Annotated in this window: 12 protein-coding genes and 1 pseudogene; 5 read left to right on the top strand and 8 right to left on the bottom strand. The window is 45.6% G+C overall.

Annotation, left to right across the window (positions count from 1 at the left end):
* The first annotated feature begins 132 nt into the window (after nucleotides 1-132).
* The 3 genes and pseudogenes from K9J17_12865 (at nucleotide 133) to K9J17_12855 (ending at nucleotide 5,289) form a co-directional block, all read left to right on the top strand.
* A pseudogene (locus tag K9J17_12865) lies at nucleotides 133-606 on the top strand (DinB family protein).
* Between the two features lie 107 nt (nucleotides 607-713).
* On the top strand, nucleotides 714-1,346 hold the full coding sequence (locus K9J17_12860) for a hypothetical protein (protein MCF8277617.1): 633 nt from the start codon (nucleotides 714-716) through the stop codon (nucleotides 1,344-1,346).
* Nucleotides 1,347-1,521: 175 nt separating this feature from the next.
* Nucleotides 1,522-5,289, top strand: coding sequence for an FG-GAP-like repeat-containing protein (locus tag K9J17_12855; protein ID MCF8277616.1), 3,768 nt, complete (start codon nucleotides 1,522-1,524; stop codon nucleotides 5,287-5,289).
* A 449-nt stretch (nucleotides 5,290-5,738) separates the two neighbouring features.
* Here K9J17_12855 and K9J17_12850 read toward each other — a convergent pair whose 3' ends face one another.
* Nucleotides 5,739-6,140 carry a hypothetical protein gene (locus K9J17_12850; GenBank protein ID MCF8277615.1) on the bottom strand — a complete coding sequence of 134 codons (402 nt, stop codon included), beginning with the start codon at nucleotides 6,138-6,140 and terminating at the stop codon, nucleotides 5,739-5,741.
* A 171-nt stretch (nucleotides 6,141-6,311) separates the two neighbouring features.
* Between K9J17_12850 and K9J17_12845 the strand changes: the two genes are divergently transcribed.
* Nucleotides 6,312-7,901, top strand: coding sequence for a T9SS type A sorting domain-containing protein (locus K9J17_12845; protein ID MCF8277614.1), 1,590 nt, complete (start codon nucleotides 6,312-6,314; stop codon nucleotides 7,899-7,901).
* Here K9J17_12845 and ligA read toward each other — a convergent pair.
* The 3 genes from ligA to K9J17_12830 all read right to left on the bottom strand — a co-directional run bounded on the left by ligA (nucleotide 7,891) and on the right by K9J17_12830 (nucleotide 12,038).
* On the bottom strand, nucleotides 7,891-9,897 hold the full coding sequence (ligA, locus tag K9J17_12840; GenBank protein MCF8277613.1) for an NAD-dependent DNA ligase LigA: 2,007 nt from the start codon (nucleotides 9,895-9,897) through the stop codon (nucleotides 7,891-7,893). The genes K9J17_12845 and ligA overlap by 11 nt on opposite strands.
* Nucleotides 9,898-10,096: 199 nt before the next feature.
* Complete coding sequence (gene prmC / locus K9J17_12835; protein MCF8277612.1) at nucleotides 10,097-10,963, bottom strand: peptide chain release factor N(5)-glutamine methyltransferase; 867 nt, start codon at nucleotides 10,961-10,963, stop codon at nucleotides 10,097-10,099.
* A gap of 64 nt (nucleotides 10,964-11,027) precedes the next feature.
* Nucleotides 11,028-12,038, bottom strand: a complete 1,011-nt coding sequence (locus K9J17_12830) for a hypothetical protein (protein MCF8277611.1) — start codon at nucleotides 12,036-12,038, stop codon at nucleotides 11,028-11,030.
* A 20-nt stretch (nucleotides 12,039-12,058) separates the two neighbouring features.
* Here K9J17_12830 and K9J17_12825 point away from each other — a divergent pair, with 20 nt between their 5' ends.
* Nucleotides 12,059-13,114, top strand: coding sequence for a glycosyltransferase family 4 protein (locus K9J17_12825; protein ID MCF8277610.1), 1,056 nt, complete (start codon nucleotides 12,059-12,061; stop codon nucleotides 13,112-13,114).
* Nucleotides 13,115-13,118: 4 nt separating this feature from the next.
* Here K9J17_12825 and K9J17_12820 read toward each other — a convergent pair whose 3' ends face one another.
* Genes K9J17_12820 through K9J17_12805 form a run of 4 tightly spaced genes read right to left on the bottom strand, consistent with a single transcriptional unit; the run spans nucleotide 13,119 to nucleotide 17,068 of the window.
* Nucleotides 13,119-13,631 (bottom strand): metallophosphatase family protein, encoded by a 513-nt coding sequence (locus tag K9J17_12820; GenBank protein MCF8277609.1) that lies wholly within the window; start codon nucleotides 13,629-13,631, stop codon nucleotides 13,119-13,121.
* Entirely contained in the window at nucleotides 13,631-14,389 is a 759-nt protein-coding gene (locus K9J17_12815) for a tetratricopeptide repeat protein (GenBank protein ID MCF8277608.1), read from the bottom strand. Before K9J17_12815 ends, K9J17_12820 begins: the two co-directional genes overlap by 1 nt.
* Nucleotides 14,382-16,196, bottom strand: a complete 1,815-nt coding sequence (locus tag K9J17_12810) for a BatD family protein (protein MCF8277607.1) — start codon at nucleotides 16,194-16,196, stop codon at nucleotides 14,382-14,384. Before K9J17_12810 ends, K9J17_12815 begins: the two co-directional genes overlap by 8 nt.
* Nucleotides 16,197-16,234: 38 nt before the next feature.
* Complete coding sequence (locus K9J17_12805) at nucleotides 16,235-17,068, bottom strand: tetratricopeptide repeat protein (protein MCF8277606.1); 834 nt, start codon at nucleotides 17,066-17,068, stop codon at nucleotides 16,235-16,237.
* Nucleotides 17,069-17,076: the final 8 nt, after the last annotated feature.

Below are 17,076 nucleotides of genomic sequence, written 5' to 3'. Positions count from 1 at the left end.
ACGATGACAAGGTGAGTGAGTTGCCTTGCGGGAAAGACCATGCGGTAGAACGGATGATAAAGTCCTGTTAGGCCAAGCACCATTCTTCCCTTCGACAGGGATTTAAGGCCACCTTACCACAAAAGCACTACAATGAACTCAAGAACTCCAGTCTTATTAGAAATGTGGATGGAAGCAAGAACCCGATTTTCCAAGCAGATGGCGTTGCTTAGCAGCGCTGATCTTCAGAAGAAATTGGCCCCATCGCCTAACTCGGTCGGGTTCCTCATTAGGCACATTGGAGAGGTGGAACTCCTCTTAGCCAAAAATGTATTTGGAGATACGCATGCAAAGGTGGTTGCCAAAACGGTGATCGCTCAGCACGACACAGGCGAATGGACCAATTTGGAAGAACTGACAAGTTACGTTTCCGACTCATTTGAGAAATTGACAGCCATTGTGTAGACGCAAACAGATGAAGACTGGGAAACAAGCATCACTACCAAAGAATTTGGCACCAGGACGAAAGCAGAAGCATTCGGACGAATTGTATCACATACGGCAGACCATGCAGGTCAAATGGCCATCATCGCCAAGTACGGAACAGCGAGTTCCTCGGCCTTTTGAAGTTTGGAATGGTCATCTTATTGCCAAGCAGTACGTAGTTTATTACGATTGCTATTAATTCGAAAATACTTTGCTGAATAATTGGATTTTGTTATTCTTACTCCATCATGGGGATAATTGACTTTTTTCGAAATGGATTCTATCTGATCATCGCCATTGGTGTAGCTGCGTTTGGCTTTCAATTTGGTCTCTACGGGCTAATTGTAAATACGCTTGGCAACGGTTTGCATGTGCTATCGATTGAAGAATTATACACAAAAGGAGCTGGGACAAAGAGGCAAATTGAACTCACTGATGGAATCATTTGGGACACAGGACTAGCAAATTATGATGATGATGGCAATTTGGAAACGTTCTTATATGTGGTCACCTTACAAGATACCACATCATCTAAGCATGCCGTTGTGATCGTAGAATCGGAGAACAAGATGTTGATGGATTCGGATGAGGTAATTATTGGTTTATTGAAGCCTTTTTGGACCACCGTTAATGAAAACCTTAAACTTATGTTGAGCGATCGTGAGTTTGATTTTGATGAGCAACTCTTTGTCTTGGAATTAAACAAAGAACCTTGGGAGTGGTATTGGAATTTGCTCGTATTGCTCGTTTCCAGCTTATTTATTTATCGACTTATTGAAGCTATTTTCCTCGAATTGAAGAGCCGCAAAGAAAAGTTCTTGATCAAACGGCAGCAAAACGACAACAGACCAACTTACTCAGACTCCAATTCTAATTTGTAATCATCCCCTGCAACATCCTCCTCCGAGATGATTGGAACACCGAGTTCTTCGGCCCTTTGGAGTTTAGATAGGCAATTGTTTAGATACGGTAGAACCGTAATTTATCCACCTTATTTGGTTTTACATTGTGAGATAGAAGCTAGATATTTGACATGAACTTCAAATTCCTAAGGTCATGAAATCGTACTTAGTCATTCTTGTTATGGTCTGCAGCTGTTTCTCTGCTTGGGGGCAATTTGCACCATTTGAAAAGATATCGCCTATTGCTAGGAGGATAACGGATGCTGAGCCTGTAGACATTGATAATGACGGTGATATTGACATAATCAGTACCTCTATGATAGACGGAGCTATCATGTGGTTTGAAAATGACGGCACAGGCAATTTTCCAGACCATCACTTACTGGCAAGCACCATGAGAGATGAAAAAAGCATTGCCATAAGTGACTTGAATGGAGATGGTCTGCTTGACATCGTAATAGGCAGGGGAACAAACAGCAACTCTTCAAATAGAATCCTTTTCAATCAAGGTCAGACCACTTTTTCGGAAGTTGTGCTACCTACTCCAGCAGGCACCAACCAAATGAGCAATATTTCATGCATCGACATGGACAATGATGGATTGCAGGACATCTTGCTACAACGCGATGGCTATTGGTATAGAAACCTTGGAAGTGGTCAATTCGGACCCGTAATTCATTTACCCATTGAAGACTGGAATTTCACCATGGCAGTAGATGTTACCGGAGATTCGCTTCCCGAACTGTTCATCACCTCTTCGTATACATGGAAATACTTGGTCAACGAAGGAGATGGAACAAGCTTTCATGAAGTGATTTTAGGTTCGGGAATTGCTGAAATTAGCGGAGCTAGCGACCTAGACCTCGATGGAGACATTGATCTTCTGATAAAAAAAAATGAAAATGGCTTTACCCTTATGTTGTGGATGGAAAATGATGGATTTGGGACATTTATCGACATCCATCACCTTGCTCAAATTGAAAACTGGGGCTTTCATGCATTATCTATTGCTAACGTTGACGGACAGGGCGAACCTGAAATTCTGAATGTAGAGTCTCCAACTATGATTTACTATTTGGACAGCCTGTCCAATCTGGAGCCAGATACACTTTTCGCATACGGAGGGTGGGGTAGTCCAGTCAAATTCGCTGATTTTAACGGAGACAGTATATTAGACATGCTGTATCCCATGGGCCCTGTCGTAGTTTTTGGAAATGGCACAACACACAATTGGGAGGATGCCATTTGTTTGAACACACCCAGTTATTGCGAGTTTGAACTCATTGACATGAACAGAGATGGCTTTAAGGATATTGTGGCCTCATCAAAGCATCCTTGCATTAGTGCTATAGAAGTACTTCCATATTTGGGTAATGGAGAATATGCTACACAGGTTACTATGGTTGACTACAAAGCAGGAAACCCTGAACCTTTTCAATTGGTTGACTACAATTTTGACGGTCTACCAGATATCTCGTACTATAACTGGCATCGAAATCAATTCTTTAATTCCATCAATGCTGAAGGTGCATTCGCTGAGCCAGAACTTCTTTTAGAGGACACCTTTGACATGGCTTATGTTGCTGCCATGGAAGATTTTGATAACGATGGTGATATGGATATCATCCGAGTTCCAATTCAAGATATGAATGGCGAGGTTATCTTATACAGAAACAATGGTAACGGATATGAGCCAGAAACTGTTGGCTCATCTTATTTTGGTATAGCGGCCCGAGCAATCACTTTTGACATGGAAAATGATGGTGATATGGACATGGCCGTATGCATGCGCGGAGAAGCAGTTCCCGACATCATCCCTTCGGGAATCTTAGTACTGAAGAATGATGGAAATGGAATCTTTGAGAGAACGTTTATAGAGGATGGTTCTATATGGTACAATAACCAAATATCCTATGCTGATTTTGATCTGGATGGAGACAACGATATCCTGATAACCTACAGCCAATCAAATCAAAACATGGTCGCCATTTTTGAAAATGACTATGGGGATTATGTGAAACATGTCATCGATCAAGACAATTCATTGAAACCATTTGTTTCTCATCCTATGGATGTGGACAATGACGGTCTAACGGACATCGTTTGCTTTTCTCATTCTGTAACCAATGACGGTAATTCGGGACTGTTCTGGTACAAGAACGATGGAAATCTATCCTTTCAACAGCCTTTCTTTCAACCGTATACGGAACCCTATCTTCAAGCGCCCTTATCTTATGTAGTATATAATACGCTTGACCTCAAATCACATGACCGCGATTTTGATGGCGACTTGGATGTATTTCTCTCAGATCAAGGACCGGCCATGGGAGCGGGTGGCATCTATTTCCTAGAAAACCTGTTCTGGGGAAGTTACCGCATCACAGGAAATCTGTTTGTAGATACGGATGCTGATGGTACATTGGACAGTACCGACCTCCCCTTTCCTTTCATTGGTGTCGACATTTCTCCTGCGCAATCTGTTTTTTATGCCAATGCAGCCGGAATCTATAATGCCATTACCGGGACTGGCACGTATACGGTTGCTCCTGATTTTGATACCAATCTTTGGTCGCTTTCTAGCCCCAATGCCAGCTACACGGTTACCTTGGATAGCAGCAATATGCTTGCGTCAGACATTGATTTTGGCGTTGTGCCAGTTGGAGTTCAACCCCATGGAAATATCGAGATCGTGGAACTGGCAGGGCTCTGCAACAGCCCTGGGTACATGTGGGTATCTGTTCAGAATACGGGCAACACCATTCTTTCGGGAGCATTGGAACTTATTATTGACCCAATAATTGACGCACAAAGCATTGTATGCGATGCAGACTCCATTGTAGGCAACCACATTTACTTCACCCTCGACAGCCTCTATTACTACGACCTTAAGCAATGGCAGATTGAGGTTGAATTGCCTGGTACCGATCATATAGGAGATGTGATTTTCAGTCAGGCAACATACCAAGATGTTTCCGGACTGGAATTACATGAAGAAAGCGCAGATATTCTCAGTTGCGCCTACGACCCCAACGATAAAAGTGAATCGACAGGAATTGGACCTGATGGATTGATTGAGGATGGTCAATGGCTGGAATATACCGTTCGTTTTCAGAATACAGGAAATGCTGCAGCAACCAATGTGGTCATTCGCGACCCACTATCCAGCTATCTTGACAGAACCAGCCTTACTCCTATTTCTTGGTCGCACCATGTGCAAGTGAGTGTTGAGCCTGATAGGGATGCCGTTTTCAGGTTTGACAATATCATGTTGCCAGATAGCGGAGCAGACTACGCTGCAAGTCAGGGTTATATCCGATACCGGATAAAAGCGGATTCCAACCTCTATCCGGGCACATTGATATTGAATGAAGCGCACATCATTTTCGACAATAACCCTCCCATCATTACAAATATCACATCCAATAAAGTGGATTGCTACGAGCTTACTCCACAGGATATTGTGTGGAGCGGAGAACGATTACGTTCACCTTTTCTTCTTCCAGAAAGCCAGCAATGGTTCCTAAATGGTAATCCAATACCTAATGCCAACGGAATTACGTTCGAACCCATATTGGATGGCGTTTATAGTATTGATGCTTTTTACTTCGAAGATTGTAAGGTAAGTTCTACCGAATTCGTGCTCGAACAGACAGGTATTCAAGAAGGTGAACAGAATTTTGCCAGCATCTATCCTAATCCGTCCAAGGGAGATTTTGTTGTTCAATTTGCATCCATTCCAGCACCAAACTCCAGCTTGGTAGTTACAGACGTCATTGGCAGAATGGTTTATCAGAACAATCAATTGAGTAACGGAATAATAAACGTTCCAGCAAGTGGCCTGAACCATGGAATGTTCTTGATTTACCTTGAACAAGAAGGAACACACTCCTTTTTAGGAAAACTGATTTTAGTAGGGCCATAACTTTCCTATGGCCTTCCATGTTCTACGAATCTTGAAGGCCTTATTTCTAATCCCTTCTTATTCGACAACAAGAACACCAAACTCCCCTCACTGCTCATACCGTTCGTTGAACAGCCCTTTCCGAATCAGTTTGGTTTCTTTTAGTCTTCCGCTGTCTTCTTTTAAGGTCTCGCGGACTTCGTTGCCTAGTTCCTTTCTAAGTTAGTTTGTCTCCATGGAGTGACTGTTTGTTTCCATGGAAAGACTGTTTGTCTCCACGGAGAGACTGTTTGTTTCCTTGGGAAGACTGTTTGTCTCCACGGAGAGACTGTTTGTTTCCTTGGGAAGACTGTTTGTCTCCACGGAGAGACTGTTTGTTTCCAAACTAAGCTGACTTCCTTCCAGAACTGCTTTGCTGCTCTACAGTCCGCATCACAAGCCTTTCAGCATCCAAACAGGCCACTGCTGCCCTACTCATGCCATCCATGGCCTTTTGTGCTGCTAGGGTTTGGGTGGTTGGTTAACGGATGAGAACACAAGCCTGAATGAGGACCAGCACAAATGACCCTACGGAACACTTGCGCTGGCAGGGGTCTTGCTTTTTTATTTTTCCTTTCTCGGTTAACGTTTTTCCATCTCCCTTTTTCATTTTTCCATCTTCCGTTTTCGTTTTTCCATCTTCCCTTTTCATTTTTCCATCTTCCCTTTTCGTTTTTCCATCTTCCCTTTTCGTTTTTCCATCTCCCTTTTTCATTTTTCCATCTTCTCTTTTCATTTTTCCATCTTCCCTTTTCGTTTTTCCATCTTCCCTTTTCATTTTTCCAGACTCGCTTACGATTTCGGAAGACACCGTTTTTCGGAATATGCTCCATGCCATTACCTCCCTACTCTTGCCATCCATCGCCTTTTGTGCTGCAAGGGTTTGGATGGTTGGTTAAGGTACGAGTGGTGGGAATGGCTTAGAACTGTAACTAATCGCTACATTTTGGTTTTACTTTGTGAAATGAGTGATTGACCTTTGTTCCAAATCAAAACAACTGGTCATGAAAAATCTATCCATACTCTACGCAGCGCTAACTGTTCTTTTCAGCCTGAACGCCACGGGTCAGGTGGCTGGCACATTGGACCAAAGCTTTGGGGATAATGGGATTGTGACAACAGATGCGTTTCCAGGACCAGCCAATGCCTTCTTAGCTAATATTCATGTTCAAACAGATGGAAAAATGGTGGCAGTGGGATACTACAGTCCCTTCGGGAGTGAAACCCCGTATCGTGGCATTGCCATTAGCAGATATCAGCTGAACGGTGAACTTGACCCAAGTTTCGGTGAAAATGGAATTGTTAACGTTGCTAGTTATGAATTGGCAAGTATTCCACTCATTCCGTTTATCAGGAGTAGCATTCTTACCAACGCAAATGAAATTATTTGCGTTGGGCGGTTTACCACTGACTTAAACAATGGTTTGCTTATCGCAAAATTTGATTCAAATGGTAATTTAGACTCCACATTCGGCAATAATGGAATTGCAACGGAAAACTTTGGATTTCAATATATCGATCCTACTAAGGTTCTCGTTTTAAATGATGGCAAACTGCTGATAGGTGGAACTGCTACAGGCACAGGATTCGTTGCCCGATTCATGCCTAATGGAATAGTAGATAGTTCTTTCGGAAACAACGGAATATTCAACGTAGCACATGCAGTTGACAACATCGGTACTGACTTCTTCGGAAGGGTCCTTTGCACTGGCGAAAACCACATTTTATACCACTGGGAAATTGGTGTTACTCGAATACTTCCAGATGGCTCTTTAGATTCAGGCTTTGGAACGAATGGAACGGCTTCCTTCTATCTATCTGAGGCTTCAAATCTTCAAGGTGGCATAGACAGATTGCAATCCCTTCACGTATTTCTAAACGGTGACATGTTAATTGGCGGTGGATGTTACGAATCTCCACAGGAAAGCACCGGATATTGCTTGATAAAAGTTAAGAGAACCGGGCAATTGGACTCCACATTTGCTGACAATGGAATATTGAAATTCAACCCTGGTGAGGAATTTGCTGCCGTTCAAGCAATTCTTGTTCAGGCTGATGGAAAGATTATCGGAGTTGGAGAAACCTTGGGCAATTATAACCAAGTTTTTCGATTGAACTTGAACGGTTCATTCGATAACAGTTTTGGAACGAATGGACTATTTGATTTTACGTTTCGTGATGATAATCAGGTCACCTGCGGAGCCATCCAAATCGACCAGAAGCTTCTAGTCGGTGGAATATCCGGAAATCCTGAACAGGAATATGAACGCGATTTTGCCATCGCCCGCATCCTAACCGACCTCAACATCGGTATAGTCGAATTCAGCAGAAACGTTTCGAACACGCTGCTCTATCCGAACCCGATACAGGAACAGGCAACATTTCAGTATGAACTTACCGAATCTGAAAAACTCAGCATTTCGCTGTTCGATATGGAAGGAAGAATCATCAAAACCTTTCTAAGCGAAAAGGAACAACAGACTGGCAAACATCAGCTAGCGCTTGATTTCCCAAAAGGTCTGCACAGCGGTACTTACCTCCTATCCATTTCTTCCGAAAAAGGACAGATGGGTATTCGGGTGATTAAGGATTAATCATCCCCAAAAAATCCTCTTCCGAGATGATCGGAACACCGAGTTCTTCGGCCTTTTGGAGTTTGGATGGGCCCATCTTATCGCCTGCCAGAACGTAGTCTGTTTTCTTAGAAATGGAGCTGATGTTCTTGCCGCCATGTTGCTCTACGGCTGCTTTTATCTCATCACGGGAGAATTGAGAGAACACACCCGAAACCACAAAGGTCTTTCCTTCCAATACGTTTGATGTCAATTCGTTACTCTCTTCTACTTCGAGTTGAAGTCCATGTTGGCGCAGGCGCTCAATAATGGCGCGGTTGCGTTCGTCTGCAAAGAATTGAAGCACGCTTTCGGCAATGCGGTCGCCTATCTCATCTACTGCTACCAACTCTTCTTGCGTGGCCGCCATCAAGGCATCGATGTTCTTAAAATGCTTGGCGAGTTTCTTGGCCACCGTCTCTCCTACAAAGCGGATTCCAATACCGAACAAGACCCGTGGAAAGGGAACTTGCTTAGAAGCTTCCAATCCTGCCAAGATGTTCTTGGTACTCAGATCGGCCATACGGTCGAGGGCAATGATCTGGTCGTAAGTGAGTTCGTAGAGGTCGGCCACGTTTTCAACTAAGCCAGCATCGTAAAACTGCTGCACGGTCTCTGCTCCCAGTCCATCCACATTCATGGCCTTGCGCGAGATGAAATGCTCCATCTTTCCTTTCACCTGAGGCGGACAACCCAACTCATTCGGACAGAAATGCTTGGCTTCGTCCTCATTGCGCACCAAGGCAGTTTCGCATTCGGGACAGGTATCAATGTATTGCACGCGCACTGCATTCGCAGCGCGCTGCGTAAGGTCAACGCCCACAATTTTGGGAATGATCTCCCCTCCTTTCTCCACCTGCACCATATCGCCCAGATGCAGGTCGAGTTTGGCTATCTGGTCGGCATTGTGCAAGGAAGCCCGCTTGACGGTTGTACCAGCCAACAGCACAGGTTCTAAGTTTGCTACAGGCGTAATGGCACCTGTTCTCCCTACTTGATAGGTCACTTCATTCAGTCGCGTGACGGCTTGTTCGGAAGCAAACTTGTAGGCAATGGCCCAGCGTGGCGATTTGGCCGTAAAGCCCAATTCATCCTGGTCATCGAGGCTATTCACTTTGATGACCACGCCATCGATATCGAAGCCTAGCTTGAAGCGCTCCGTGTCCCACGTTTCCAAAAAGGCAAAGACCTCATCGGCACTTTTGCAAAGCCGCATGTGCTCCGAGACCTTGAAACCCCATTCCTTCAGCTTCATCAGGCTGCCGTAGTGCGTGTCTGCAATGCGCTCAGAGGCCATAGCACCATACAGGAAGCAATCTAGTCCACGAGAAGCCACCACGGCACTGTCTTGCGATTTAAGCGTGCCAGATGCCGTATTCCGCGGATTGGCATACAAGGGCTCGCCTATCTCTTCACGCTCGCGGTTCAGTCGGTCAAAATTGTCGCGTGGAAAATAAACCTCTCCTCGCACTTCAAACTCCTTCGGATACGTGCTTCCCTTGGCTTGCAAAGGCAGACTGCGAATGGTGCGGATATTGGCCGTGATCTCATCGCCCTGCACGCCATCGCCACGGGTTATGGCCTGTGTCATCTTACCATCCACGTAGCGGATGCCAATGGCCACTCCATCGAACTTGAGTTCGCAGACATATTCCACTTCGCGTTCCAATGCTTTGGTGATACGCGCCATGAACTCCTGCATCTCCTCCTTGCTGTAGCTGTTGCCCAGCGACATCATCGGGTATTGGTGCTTCACCGTTGGGAAATCCTTGGTAATGGTACCTCCCACCCGTTGGCTTGGGCTTTCTGAACTCAAAAACTCTGGGAACTCCGTTTCCAGCGCCATCAGTTCTTCCAGTTTCTTATCGAACTCAAAGTCTGAAATGGAGGGCTCGCTGAGCACGTAGTACTTGTAGTTGTGCTCGTTCAGTTCTGCACTGAGGGCAGCAATGCGGTTCTTGGCTTCTTCTTTATTCATACAATTAATGATTTCACGCAGAGGCGCGGAGACGCAAAGAAAAACGGATTTCTTTGGAATGCGCGCTTTGATCTTATCATAAATCCCCCGCCTCGTTCCTCGGCACCCCCTTTAGAAGGGGGAACTCGGGGCTTGCCGAGCATTCATGGAAATTCAGATGTATCAACTTCATAATCTGAGGTCTGAAATCTGACATCTATCATCTCCTCGTACACACCGCAAACCGATCCTTTCCGCTTAGGTCTTTGATAATTCGAATATCGGAATAACCTTTTTCCTCCATCAACTCCTGCATTTCCGCACCGTACTGTTCGTTGAATTCGAAGTAGAATTTGCCGCCTTTTGCGAGCGAATGCTGCCCGATATCCAGCATCTTCCGATAGAACAACAAGGGGTCGTCATCGGCAATGAAGAGTGCGAGATGCGGCTCATGCACTAGTACGTTATCCAATATGTCAACTGCTTCTTTTTGAGCTATGTAGGGAGGGTTACTTACTATTAAGTCGTAAGTAGAAAGTGGTAAGTCGTAAGTGGATAGTAGATCTACTTGATGGAAGCCTATTTCGAGGTTATTGAGGGTGGCGTTTTCTTTGGCAAGGGCAAGAGCGCCTTCGTCCACTTCTACCGCGTCTACCTTCCAAGCGGGGGCTTTGCTTTTGAGGGCAATGGGAATGCAACCGCTGCCTGTTCCGAGGTCGATGACATGGAGTTGTTCTGTTCGGTTGTTCTCATTCAACACCAACTCGCAGAGCTCTTCTGTTTCGGGACGTGGAATGAGCACGCGGGTATCTACCTTCAGTTTGCAACCAAGGAATTGCACGTGGCCAATGATGTATTGATAAGGCTCTCCGATAATAAGTCTGTCCAAGACAGGGATCACGCGGTTAAGATCACTCTCTGTGAGTGTTGGGGTATCTGCTGCTACCGTATTGGGATCGTAACCCAAGGTATCCTGTACGGCATAACGACAAAGCGCATCTATCTCTTCCACCTCGTACATATCAGAAAGATGATCGCGGAACAGCTTGCGCAGCGATCTAATGGAGTTATCCTTTGGTAGCAGCATGTGGCAAAAGTAAGCTGCGAATGAAAACTCCTCTTTAAAACTGTTTGAATTACGGAGAGAATCCTTAATACGGGTATTCCTTTGCTTCGGGCACCTGACCAATGATAAAACGTAAGGCCTGTTTCTGAATGGTGAACGTGGCAGGTGTCATTCCTACGAATTCGCCATCGGCCTCCACGTAATCAGCTCCTCCTACTTTGCTTATCTCAATCTTCTCGGTACGGAAACTTTTGATCTTCGGATTTTTGAAGATGGTGCCGGCCCGCAGCTTCGGATAATCTTTAAGAACGGTCAGTTTCGACATATCATCGAAGGTTGTGACGTCAAAAATACCATCAGCCGGATCGGCATAAGGTGCCGGAATCATTCCCCCACCGTTATTGCGACATATGGCCACGCACATGTTGAACATCTTCTGCTGTCTGGTGATGCCGTTATACTTGAGAACGAGCTCTGGCGCTTGGAACGAGAACAGCCCTTTGAGCACAATGAAATCGTAGAACAGTTTCCCTTGGAATAGATTGGAGGTTTTGCGCGATTCGGTGATGAGCACCGCGCACATGGACTCGTAAGCCACCCCTGCAATGTTCACAAAATAGTGTTTGGCAGGCTTTCCGTTCTTGATAAGCTCTATCAGGCCCAGATCATGCTTAAAAACAAGGTTATTATGGATGGTATCTACCCAAGCTTTGGGGTTATCGGGAACCTTGAAGAACCTGCACCAGTCGTTGCCCGTGCCACTGGGGTAATGCGCCAGTAGCACTTCCTCTGGAGGGCACGAACGCTGGATCATCAACCCGTTGACAGCCGCATTCAGCGATCCATCTCCACCAAAGGTGGCAATCTTCCGATAGCCTTCGGTGCACGCGCGCTCTACCAGCTGTTCGATGTGCCCATTATACTCAGAAGACCACACTACAGGGTCGAAATTATTCCTCAGGAACTCCTGATGCACCGGCTTCCACCTGATGGCGCCCTGGCCATCGGCAGATTGCGGATTCATAATGATTAGCCAGCGGTCTTTCATGGGCAATTGCTCGCTCAATTCTACGAAAGAAAACCAAGTTGCGCGCATACCTTGCTTAAATTCGCAGCATGCGGATAGCGCTTATTCATTATCGCTTGCTTCGGAACGGTGGTTTGGAGACCCGACTTTTCAATTACCTGAACGAATTCAGGCAGATGGGCCACGAGGTGACCTTGGTGGTATCGAAGATCGATCCCGAAGTGAAGCTACATCCCCATATCCGTGTAGAACAGGTTGACCTGAAGCTCGTACCTAAGCCTTTGCGGCTTTACTTCTTCGACAAGGCCTTGGAACGCATCATTCCCAACGGAAACTTTGACCTTTCGTTCTCGCTTGGGCGCACTTCCAACCAAGATCTTGTGTTGTGCCCCGGAAACCATCTTGGATACCTGAAAGCCTTGGGCCGATGGCTACCGACACCTGTTGATCTGCTGAATACCTACCTCGATCGGAAAGCCTACCGCAAGAGCAAGCTCATTTTGGCCGCTTCGCAGATGATGAAGGACGAATTGATAACGCTTTATAAGGTGGATGCGGCCAAGATAAAGGTGTTGCTCCCTCCTATTGACATCCGAAGGTTCCATACCCAAGGAAAAGCCCAGAAACAGGAACTTCGAACGAAATACGGCTTTTCAAACACCAAGAAATCCTTGCTTTTTCTGACCACGGGAAACGAGCGCAAGGGCTATCCGCTGTTGCTGAAGCTGATGGAACGGCTTAGCGATGAACCGATAGAACTTGTGGTGGCCGGTGTAAAGCCTATGGCCACCGATCTGCCCAATGTTAGGTATGTGGGCTATGCCGATAAGCCCGAAGAGCTGCTTTGGGCGGCAGATGCACTGATCCATCCGGCATTGTACGAACCTTTTGGGCAAGTGATAAGCGAATCCATTCAGTGTGGCACACCTGTACTCATATCGGACATGGTGGGCGCCAAGGAAATTGTGGATGATGCCGTGGGGATGGTTGTGAACGGGTTTGAATTGGACGATTGGAATAACGCTATTCAACAGCTACTGAAAACCACTTATTCCATTCCAACAACATTTGCAACGGACAACGGTCTAAGCGTAGAGCAGCACTGCCAACAGATCATTGAGTACGGGAAATCACTGAATCAATAGAAACTCAGCTCGGTTTCAATTCCGCACGTTTTCCCAGTTCGATCACTTCCAGGTCTTTGATGTCGCCAGCATCTATTGTAAAGCGCAAGAGGGTCTTTACCTGATGGAATCCGTGTATGCCCGCGGCACCAGGATTCATGTGCAGGCAATGTAAGTGCTTATCGTGCATTACCTTAAGTATGTGCGAATGGCCGCAGATGTAAAGTTTTGGCCGTTGCGTGCTTATAAGCTCTTTTACGCGTGCCGTATACCTACCGGGATAACCGCCAATGTGGGTTATGAGCACCTTTACGCCTTCCAACACGAACAATTGATTCTCTGGGAAACTCAGGCGTAATTTATCTCCGTCTATATTACCGTATACGGCCCGTAGTGGTTTCCAAGATGCCAGCGTATCGGTCACTTCCAGTGTTCCGATATCTCCCGCATGCCATATCTCATCGCAGGAATCGAGGTATTTCTTCAGGGATGGATCGATGTATCCATGTGTGTCTGATAGTAGGCCGATCCTTTTCATTAAACAGCGATCACGCTTTGCTCAGGTATCCAACCCACGTTTCCATTAGAGAGTTTGATACGGCACCATCCATTCAATCGATCGGTAACCTCCACCACCAATCCTTCGTGGATAACGAAAAGGTCCTTTCCTTTTTGATCTGGAGCACTCTTGGCGTTGATGGTTGCAATGAATACTACCGCCCGATTATCGTTCACTGCATGATTGTAATTGTTCTCTGCTGCATAGGCAGAAAGTCCGGCCCAAACAAAGGAGATAAGTGCTGTATAGAATGTCAAACGTTTCATTCCTTCTTCGTTCGAGAATTTAAAGAGCAGCAGACCTCCAAGCCCCAACAGAACAGAAATGATGATTGACCAAGCCCAACCATCGGTAGAAAACGTTTTCAGAAGCGCTTCCCACCAGGTTACGAAGAACAACTTCGGCATCTCCTCTATTCTATCCTTTACACTGAGATTGGCCAACTTCAGATTGAACTGAATATCATCATCATGGGGAGCCAATTTCAAGGCGCGCTCAAAGTTCAAGACAGAAGAAGCAACCTTCCCAGCTTTGAAATAAGCATTACCAAGGTTGTAATACACTTCTGCTGAAACGTATTGCTGAGCCAGAATCTCTTCGTAGCTGGCAATGGCATCTTCGTAATTGCCATCAATATACGCTTGATCAGCAGTAGTTTTAAGCGCATCCACTTGGGCACTTCCAACCGTGGCGACAAGCACCAACGCAATGACGAATATGTTTCGGATGCTACGCATGGTTCTCCACATTTACAATTGCATTCAAGGCCTCGTCATAAACACCTCCCATCTGCTTATCGGCACCTGGTGCAAACCGAGCAAACTCGGTCTTATCTAGCACACCGATAAACGCAGAGATCGTTTCTTCAGGAACTTTCTTCTCGACAAGCACCGAACGGATCTTATCCTTGCTCAGCGCAGAAACCGGAATACCGAATTTGTCTGCAGCATAATCCGAAAGTGCTTTAAAAACCTCTTCGTAGAACGAAGCCGTATTGTTCTCATCCCAAAGCTTTTTGGCTTTGGTAAGTCGTTTTTTGGCAAGACCAGTGGCACGTTTGCTTTTGAGTTTGCCCATGTCGTTTCCTTGCGATTTCTGGAACTGCACGTAACCGATAAACAGCACGAACAGCAGCAACGGAACGAAAATGGCAGCGTAAAATGGCATCGACCGATAGAAGAAATGCGACCCATTCAATATCGGATATTGCCCTTGTTTGATGTAGCGGATGTCGCTACCGATCAATCGAATGTCCTCTTTATTCGCAATGTTCACCGAAGGCGAAGCAGCCTCTTCACCTTCGCCTTTTTCAACCACGAGCGTAAAGGCTTCTTGAGAAAGGGTTTTGAAGGTCCCAGAAGCAGCATCAAAGTAACTCATGGAGAAGGGTCCGATCTCAAAATCTCCAGCATATCTTGGAATCAGAACATATTCAAATGTTCTGCTTCCCGAGATTCCATTTGAAGAAACCTTGATGTTATCAGTGGTTTTTGGATCGTACACCTCTATGTCGGGTGGAAACTCAAGGTTTGGAGCTTGCAGCTGATACAGGTTTCCATCTCCATTAACGGTCACTTTAAGATTTACTGCCTCGTTCGATTTCGTATCCTGCTTATCCAAAGTGGCCTTCATGGTCAAATTACCCGTAAGGCCACTGAAATCAGCTGGTTTGCCACCAGGATATGGTTTCACATTGATCGTAACCGAATTGGACTTGATCGGTCGTTTGGAATCTTGATATCCACCAAAGAATTGATCAAACACCGATCGACTTCTTCCAGAAGCGCGTTCGCGAACGATGACGCTCAACTCCATAGGATCGATGGTTATCTCCCCTGACTTTGTTGGATACAAGATCACCTGTTTGATAAGACCCGTTTGATACATCACGCCATCAATCACTTCATTCTGCAGCTGAATTTGTTGATTGGTGGTGGTTTCCTTCATCCAAAAACCTTCGAACGATGGCATTTTCCAATCATCAAAATTGACGATGGTAACACGACTATAGATCTTCAGGTCGGCTGTGATCTTTTCTCCCAAATAGGCCGATCGTTTGCTCACTTCCACACGAGCAAAAAGGTCGCTTCCATCTCCTGAAGTAGTTGCGGTTTTCGTTTGCTGCTGTTGCTGTTGCTGTCCTCCACCGGTAGATTGAGCGGATTGCGAAGCGACTTTCAATACATTGATCTTCAATTCGTTTGAACTGATGATGTTCCCTCCTACTTTAATCTTCGCTGACGCAATGGTAAAGTCGCCTTCTTTGGCTGCACGAAGCACGTAGGAATAGGAAATAGACTGCGACATGCTTCCATTAATGAACTGCATGCTGGTGCTTTGGTTTGGTCCACCAAGCACTTGGAAATCGGTTATTTCCGGAGCCACAAAATTGGAACCGTTGGCATTCAACTCCCAAGTTACCTGAAAGCGTTGCCCAACCTGAACCTGACTTGGACCAGAAGCCGTCAGACTCTGGGCCACGACAGTTCCTGAGAAAAATATTCCCAACAGAAACATGATCAGATGTGTGGCTTTCAGTCTCACTTAATTTTTAATTGTTCGTTCTTAATTGATAATTGACATTACCAATCTTTCTCAATAGTACCCTTCGATACTTTCTTCACTTTTTGATCTTCCAATCGGTCGCGGATCTTCTTTTCATCCTGATTCAGCGCATCTAGCATCCGCTCAGCGTCTTCTTTGGAAATCTCACCCTCTTTCGGCTGCTCCTGTTCTTTTTGTTCTTGCTGCTGATCATCTTGTTGTTGCTGTTGATCCTGCTTTTGCTCATCATCCTTCTTCTCGTCCTGCTTTTGCTGATCTTGCTTCTGTTGCTGGTCGTCCTTCTTCTCCTGATCTTTTTGATCGTCTTTATTCTGATCTTGCTGCTGTTGCTCTTGCTCTTGCTCTTGCTGCAACATACGTTTGGCGTAAGCCAAATTATACTTTGTATCCAGATCTTGTGGATTATTGCGCAACGATTGTTTAAAGGCGTCTACACTTTCAGGATATTTCTTGGCCTTTAAGTATGCATTACCCAAATTGTGAAATGCTGCTGCTTTCTGTTCCTTGTCCTCGGTAAGATTTGGCAACGCCTGAAATGCGCTGGCCGCTTCTTCGTATCGTTCTTGTTTGAAGAGTGCATCGCCCAAATTGAAGCCCGAAATAAAGGCATCCGCTCCCGCTTCCTGCCCTTCACGATAGGTCATTTCAGCTTCACCGAAATTACCTTCCTTGTACTTTGCGTTTCCTTTGGTAATAAGGTCATTCGGTTCTTGAGCGAATGCTGCTGTAATGAATCCAAACAACAAGAACATCATAGCCAAAGATGCACGAACGCGACCAACCCAAAGAGTTTGCGATTGCAGCAAATCGTGCAATGACTTGAATTTCGATATGTCTAATTTTCTGATCACTTAACGAG

Source organism: Flavobacteriales bacterium, from assembly GCA_021739695.1.
Lineage (GTDB): Bacteria > Bacteroidota > Bacteroidia > UBA10329 > UBA10329 > UBA10329.
This window is presented reverse-complemented; position numbering and strand designations above follow the sequence as displayed.

Coding starts and splice junctions, on each gene's coding strand:
- K9J17_12845 (MCF8277614.1), top strand. CDS start 6,312: ATGAAAAATCTATCCATACTCTACGCAGCGCTAACTGTTCTTTTCAGC.
- prmC (MCF8277612.1), bottom strand. CDS start 10,963: ATGCTGCTACCAAAGGATAACTCCATTAGATCGCTGCGCAAGCTGTTC.
- ligA (MCF8277613.1), bottom strand. CDS start 9,897: ATGAATAAAGAAGAAGCCAAGAACCGCATTGCTGCCCTCAGTGCAGAA.
- K9J17_12855 (MCF8277616.1), top strand. CDS start 1,522: ATGAAATCGTACTTAGTCATTCTTGTTATGGTCTGCAGCTGTTTCTCT.
- K9J17_12830 (MCF8277611.1), bottom strand. CDS start 12,038: ATGCGCGCAACTTGGTTTTCTTTCGTAGAATTGAGCGAGCAATTGCCC.
- K9J17_12820 (MCF8277609.1), bottom strand. CDS start 13,631: ATGAAAAGGATCGGCCTACTATCAGACACACATGGATACATCGATCCA.
- K9J17_12825 (MCF8277610.1), top strand. CDS start 12,059: ATGCGGATAGCGCTTATTCATTATCGCTTGCTTCGGAACGGTGGTTTG.
- K9J17_12860 (MCF8277617.1), top strand. CDS start 714: ATGGGGATAATTGACTTTTTTCGAAATGGATTCTATCTGATCATCGCC.
- K9J17_12815 (MCF8277608.1), bottom strand. CDS start 14,389: ATGCGTAGCATCCGAAACATATTCGTCATTGCGTTGGTGCTTGTCGCC.
- K9J17_12850 (MCF8277615.1), bottom strand. CDS start 6,140: ATGGAGCATATTCCGAAAAACGGTGTCTTCCGAAATCGTAAGCGAGTC.